The 6,617-nt window shown below is 29.8% G+C and carries 6 protein-coding genes; 1 reads left to right on the forward strand and 5 read right to left on the reverse strand.

Going from position 1 to position 6,617, the window contains the following annotated elements; all coding sequences use genetic code 11:
• Window positions 1–341 precede the first annotated feature (341 nt).
• From mnmA to rpoN, 5 genes are read right to left on the reverse strand one after another with little or no spacing between them, the layout of a single operon-like run.
• Window positions 342–1,403 carry a tRNA 2-thiouridine(34) synthase MnmA gene (gene mnmA / locus E6A48_RS10550; protein WP_219710176.1) on the reverse strand — a complete coding sequence of 354 codons (1,062 nt, stop codon included), beginning with the start codon at window positions 1,401–1,403 and terminating at the stop codon, window positions 342–344.
• 41 nt (window positions 1,404–1,444) lie between these two features.
• Window positions 1,445–2,395 (reverse strand): HPr(Ser) kinase/phosphatase, encoded by a 951-nt coding sequence (gene hprK / locus E6A48_RS10555; RefSeq protein WP_013244531.1) that lies wholly within the window; start codon window positions 2,393–2,395, stop codon window positions 1,445–1,447.
• The gene (locus E6A48_RS10560) at window positions 2,395–2,859 is read right to left on the reverse strand and encodes a PTS sugar transporter subunit IIA (RefSeq protein ID WP_219710179.1); all 465 of its coding nucleotides are present in this window, start codon (window positions 2,857–2,859) and stop codon (window positions 2,395–2,397) included. Before E6A48_RS10560 ends, hprK begins: the two co-directional genes overlap by 1 nt.
• 40 nt (window positions 2,860–2,899) lie before the next feature.
• Window positions 2,900–3,676, reverse strand: coding sequence for a ribosome hibernation-promoting factor, HPF/YfiA family (gene hpf, locus E6A48_RS10565; RefSeq protein ID WP_219710181.1), 777 nt, complete (start codon window positions 3,674–3,676; stop codon window positions 2,900–2,902).
• A gap of 19 nt (window positions 3,677–3,695) precedes the next feature.
• Window positions 3,696–4,961 carry an RNA polymerase factor sigma-54 gene (rpoN, locus tag E6A48_RS10570; protein WP_219710183.1) on the reverse strand — a complete coding sequence of 422 codons (1,266 nt, stop codon included), beginning with the start codon at window positions 4,959–4,961 and terminating at the stop codon, window positions 3,696–3,698.
• A 150-nt stretch (window positions 4,962–5,111) separates the two neighbouring features.
• On the opposite strand from rpoN, the gene E6A48_RS10575 reads away from it, so the two are divergent.
• Window positions 5,112–6,497 carry a sodium-dependent transporter gene (locus E6A48_RS10575; protein ID WP_219710185.1) on the forward strand — a complete coding sequence of 462 codons (1,386 nt, stop codon included), beginning with the start codon at window positions 5,112–5,114 and terminating at the stop codon, window positions 6,495–6,497.
• Window positions 6,498–6,617 lie beyond the last annotated feature (120 nt).

Raw genomic sequence — 6,617 nt, forward strand, 5'->3', positions numbered from 1 at the left:
GTAAGCTGCGGGAAAAAGAACAAGAAAAAAATTGTTTTAACATACACTAAAAATTTTAAGTCTGTAAAAATTCAGTTTTTATATTTTTATTGCTTGCGGGGACTAGCCACCCTGCGAAGCGTGCCCGTAGGGTAGCCCCCCAACTTCTTTTGGTGACCCAAAGAAGCAAAAAGACTGCATTGTGTATGCTTAAAACGTTGGTATTACAATATAGTTTATATATATTCCAAACATACAAATATAAAACACTTGTACTTTCGCGAAGCGTGCCCAAAGGGCGAAAACTTTGACGAAGTCCGCACAGCGTGAGCTGTGGGAAAAAGTTGATAGAAATTATTGTTTTAATATACAATTCCGCCGCACAATGTAATCTCGCCGTCATAGCAAACACATGATTGTCCTTTGGCTACTATACCTGTAGGCTCTAAAAAATGTATATCTATTCTATTTTCATCTATTGGTACTACATTTGCCATAGTACCTTTATGGGCACTTCTTGTTTTTACCAATGCTGTAAACTCTTTTTCTCTTTTGTTTACTATCCAATTTATATCATATATTGTAACTTTGTCTATAATGGTGTGATTTTTATTTCCAACATAAACAGTGTTAGTGCTGCTGTCTAATGATATTATAAAAAGAGGCTCTTTGTATGCAATACCAAGTCCTTTTCTCTGCCCAACTGTATAATGCCATATTCCATTATGCTTACCTAATATTTCATTAGTTTCTATATGCACAATATTTCCTTCTAAGTCTTCATCAAATAATCTATGATATTCACCTGCAAAAAAATCTTGACTGTCGGTTTTCTCTGCCACATCAATAAGGTTATATTCTCTTGCTAAGTTTCTTGTATCTTCCTTAGTCATTTCATACATAGGAAACATTATTTTTGATAATTGCTCTTGAGTTAATCTATATAAAAAATAAGATTGGTCTTTTATATGGTTTTTTCCTCTTAAAAGTATATATCTTTTACTCTCTTCATCATATCTTACGCCTGCATAATGCCCAGTAGCAAATTTATCAAAAGTTAAACCGCTTTTTTCTATAGCATCAAATAAAGCCATAAACTTAATTTCTCTATTACACATTATACAAGGGTTTGGAGTGAGTCCTTTTTTGTATGAATCTTTTACATAATCTATTACTTTTTTTTGAAATAATTCACTAACATCAAAAGCATAATAATCAATGCCAATTTGAGCAGCATATTTTTTGCATTCTTCAACCACTTTATTTTGATAAGGACCATAACAAGAACCAGCTAAAGGAGCCCTCTCATCACCGTCCCAAAGAAGCATTGTAACACCAAAAACTTCATTACTCTGTTCTTTTAAAAGTTTTGCCGTTGTTGTAGAATCTACTCCCGCACTCATACCAACAGCTATTTTTGACATATATCTCTAATCCTTTTTTAATATAATAGATATGTTTGTTTTTATGAACCTTTTTTTTGCATAGCTTCTATTAAATCTTTATCCAATTCTTTAGCACTATTATAGCCCATCTCTTTTAAACGTAAGTTTTTAGCGGCAGTTTCTATTAATATACATATGTTTCTTCCGGCACGCACAGGCAATTTTATATAAGGTATTTCGGTGTTTAGTATATTATAAGTTTTATCATAAAGCCCCATTCTGTCATACTGTTCATCATCTTTCCACTGCTCAAGCTCAATCACCAAATCAAGCCTTTTTTTATCTCTAATGGCACTCATACCAGAAAGCCTGCTTATATCTACTATTCCAATACCCCTCACTTCCATTTTATGCTTAATAACATCATGCTTTTTACCAATAATTCTACCGTCTTTTAATTTTTTAAATTCAACAGTATCATCTGCTATAAGCCTATGACCTTTATATATAAGCTCTAAAGTAGCCTCACTCTTACCAACACCGCTTTTACCTAATATTAAAATTCCAACCCCAAAAACCTCAACAAGCCCGCCATGAACTCTAAAAGATTCTAAAAACTCCTCTTCTATTAAGTTTTGCATAGATAATACAAACTCATTAGTAGGAAGCTCAGTAACAATAACACATATATCATTCTTTTTGGCAATCTCTATAAAAGATTCAGGTGGTACAAGCCCATAAGTAAATATACATATAGGAATCTTATAAGAAAGCATCTCTTCAAATATATCAGTCTTATTTTCTTTGTCTAAAGTTACAACATAATTTCCTTCGCCTTTTCCAAATATTTGTATTCTTTCAAAAGCGAAATCCTGAAAATATCTAAATAATGCCATACCAGGTCTATTGACATCGCAACTATATATTTCATTTTTCATGCCAATTAAACCTGTTAATCTTCTTATTTTTAATATGTTGTTTCTGTTTTCGTTGATTTCAAGGAATTTTTCAACATTTATTTTTTTAGGCATTATAATTTCATTTCCTCTTTAGCGATAAGAGATATTATATCTTCATTTTTATCTGTATTTATAAGTTTCTCTACAAAATGACTATTATCTCTAAGTATTTTAGCTATTGTAGTTAATACTTTTAAATTTTCTGATGCAGAATCCTTAGGGGCAAGAAGCATAAAAACTATAAATACTTTTTTCTTGTCTACAGATTTATAATTTATACCATTTTTTATTGTGGCAACAGTTAAAACTATTTTGTCTACAGCATCAGTTTTAGCATGCGGAATAGCTATGCCACTTCCAACCCCAGTGCTCATAAGCTTTTCCCTAGCCATAATTGAATGTTCTGCCTCATCTTTATTCAGCAAAAGACCGCATTCATTAAGCCTTTCTACCATTTTAGAGAGCAAACGTTCTTTATCCGTCTCTTGAACATCTATCATTATTGCATCTTTGTTGATATAGTCTATCAAGCTCATTTTTATTAAGCCCTCCAAAATAGTATTAATTTATAAAAAATTATATCTCAAATATTCTTATTAAAGTAAAAGATATATCTGATTCTTTATATAAAGCTTCTACCTGACCTGTAACACTACTTACATATACTACAAACTTTTCATTGTTGTTTTCTGTTAAGTAGTTTACTGCCTCACTCACATTATATTCTTTTAATTCATATTTTTTACTTGAACTAGCATCTATATTATTGTCGCTAGTTAAACTTACTTCATCTATATTCCAAGAATTAGAATCATCACTTTCATATATTTCATAAGTTTTAGAATCATTTCCTTTAAATAAATAAGAAGGATACTTACCTATTTTTACGCTATATAAATCTTCTTCTCTTTTTATAGGGAAATAAGCAAGATACGGTCTTTTATCATGATTAAATATAACAAGAGCATCAATTTCATCTAAAGGTTTTTCATACAAAGATACTGTATTTATAGAATAAGAAGCATCATCTTCAGCTTGTACACTTTTATCAACTACAGCTCTTTGAGATTTATCTATATTTTTCTCTTTAGATTTTCTAACCTTTCTTTCTATTTTTTGGAACATTGTATCTATTGCTGCATACAAGTCTTTTTCTTTTTCTTTATCATGGAATACTTGTTTACCGAAAGTGATAGTACCTTGAACTATATATTCTTCATGTATATGCTCACAGATGATATTAGCATCTATGATTTTATCAGAATGAACTTTTATATTTTGCATCTTATTAGCTATATGTTCTCTTACGTTTTTAGTGATTCTCACATTTTTACCTATAATGTTTTGATGCATAAAATTTCTCCTTTGATTTTTATAATATTGACGATGAAAGCCTATATTTAGCAACTGTTCTTCTTGATATATCAATACCTTCGCTTTTTAATATCAGCCTTATTTTTTCATCAGTCAATTTAACAGGGGAGTCTTTTATTATTCTTTTTATTATTTCTTTAACAGCTCTAGATGATACACCACCTTTAAGCTCTTTTGAAAAGAAATATTTTATAGAAAAAGTACCCCAAACTGTATTTAAGTATTTACCATTTGATATTCTGCTTATTGTAGACTCACTTAAAGAGACTTCCAATGATAAATCTTGTAATTTTAAGGGCTTTACAAACTCTTTTCCATTTTCAAAGAAAGGAAGTTGAAATTTTAATAATCCTTCGCCTACTTTTAATAGTGTTTTTTTTCTTTCACTAACGGCATTTATTAAATTTTCAGCCATTTTCTTTTTTTCTTTCAAAAAGTTTATATCTTCTCTATTATTTTTCCCCTCATTTATTAGTTTACTATATTTTTTGCTAATTTTCAAGGGTTTTATAAAGCTTTCATTAGTTTTTACAACCCACTCATTGTTTTCTTTGAATATAAAAATTTCAGGTACTATGTATTTTATAGGGGTAGTGTCATATTCTCTTGCAGGGTAGGGCTCTAATGTTTGTATTATTTTTAGAGCTTCAAGTACTTTATCTTTAGTAATATTAATTTCATTTGCTATATAGTCATAATTTTTATTTCCAAGCTCTTTTAAGAACTTTTCTACTATTTTTATAGCTATTTCTTTTATACTCTCTTCTATATCATCTCTCGATTTAAGCTGTATAGATAAACATTCTCCAATATCCTTCGCACAAACTCCTAATGGGTCGAAGGTTTTTAATATATTAATTATTCTCTGTACATCTTTTATATTTGCATTTAATGTTTCTGATATTGTTTCGTATGGTGTTTTTATATATCCGTCTTTATCTATAAAACTGCATATATGTTCTGCTAATTCTATATCTTTTTTATTGTCAAATGCTATATTTATTTGTGTTTTAAGGTGTTCAAATAGGCTTTCGCCCTCGCTTTGAAGTGTGTTCTCTATTATATTATCAATATCTTTACTACTACTATTTTTAAAATCATATTCCAAGAAAGGGTTTTCTTCCATTTCTTTTTCTATCTTTTCTTTTAATTCTATTGCAGGCATTGATATTGTATCTAGCCATAATTTTGTTTGAGCGTTTAATCTTAATTCATGTCTTAATTGAGTTTTGATGTTTGTAGATAAATTGATAGATGAACTCATAAAAAAAGTATATAATAGTAAATTTTTTTGTCAATAAAATGTATATTAAAAAGTGTTAGCTATTGATTTTATTTGTTTTATATAATATCATACTACATTATTGTATATAGAAACATAACATTTTTTAATGTTTTTATTGGAGTATTACTTATGAAAGAGAGAGAAAAACTTGGCAGCAGATTAGGGTTTATACTTGTTTCAGCTGGTTGTGCTGTAGGTATGGGTAATGTTTGGAGATTTCCTTATATTACAGGTCAGTACGGCGGAGGTGCATTTGTTGTACTTTATATTATATCTATAGTGGCATTTTGTACTATACCTATGATTATGGAGTTTGCTGTAGGAAGAGCCGGCGGACATGATATATCTAACTCTTTTCTAAAATTAGAGAAAAAAGGTCAGCATTGGCACAAAATAGGGTATGTTCAAATTATTGGTAATGTGCTTCTTATGTTATTTTACACTACTATATGCGGTTGGTGTTTATCTTATTTCTATTTTACTTTAACTGGTAAATTTACTTCATTGAATGCCGATCAGATTGGAACTTTCTTTAATGGCGTACTTGGAAGCCCTTCTACTTTAGTTTTATGGATGGGGGTTAGTGTATTAATAGGTATTTTAATTTGTTCTTTTGGTCTTCAAAACGGAGTTGAGAGAGCAAGTAAGTTTATGATGATATCTTTATTTGCTTTGCTTATAGTGTTAATAATAAGAGCTGTAACTTTAGATGGTGCTGTTGAGGGTTTAAAATTCTATTTAATTCCTGATTTCAATAAATTATTCGGCGGTGGATTTTCTGGTTTTATTGGTATATTTTATGCTGCTATTGGACAGGCTTTCTTCTCTCTTAGTGTTGGTCAGGGCGGAATGGCTATATTTGGAAGCTATATAGATAAAAAACAAAGATTAACAGGGGAAGCTCTTATAGTTGTAGCATTAGATACATTAGTGGCTTTGCTTGCTGGTCTTTTAATATTTCCTGCTAGTTTTGCTTTTAATGTTAATCCTGGTCAGGGAGCTGGCTTAACTTTTGTTACTTTGCCTAATATATTTAACTCTATGCCTTTGGGAAGATTATGGGGTTCTTTATTTTTCTTGTTCCTTGCTATGGCTGCTCTTACTACTATAATCGCTGTATTTGAAAATATATACTCTTTTGCTATGGATAAGTTTGGATTATCAAGAAAGAAAGTTTCTGTAATATTGTTTTTAGTAGTCTTCTTTGGAAGCTTGCCTACTGCTTTAGGTTTTAATGTTTTATCACATATTAATCCTTTAGGCGAGGGTACTGTAATACTTGATTTATTAGACTTTATAGTAAGTAATAATATACTTCCTCTTGGTGCTTTAGTTACTTTATTCTTCTGTACTAGAAAGTTTGGCTGGGGATTTGATAATTTTCTTAAAGAGGTTAATACTGGTGAGGGAGTTAAATTCCCTGCATATTTAAGACTTTATAGCAGTTACATTATACCGCTTATAATACTTGCTATATTTGTTTATGAATACTTAAATAAATTTGTATTGAAATAAAGATTTTTTAATATTGTTTAGATTATAAAAGATAGTGCTTATATTAGTGCTATCTTTTTTTATTAAATAAATTTTAAATTTTATCGAGTTTTTATTGTTCTTTTTCCCGCAGCTCGCACC

Origin of the sequence: Brachyspira pilosicoli, assembly GCF_019402445.1 — a bacterium.
In the GTDB taxonomy this organism is placed as follows: domain Bacteria; phylum Spirochaetota; class Brachyspiria; order Brachyspirales; family Brachyspiraceae; genus Brachyspira; species Brachyspira pilosicoli_B.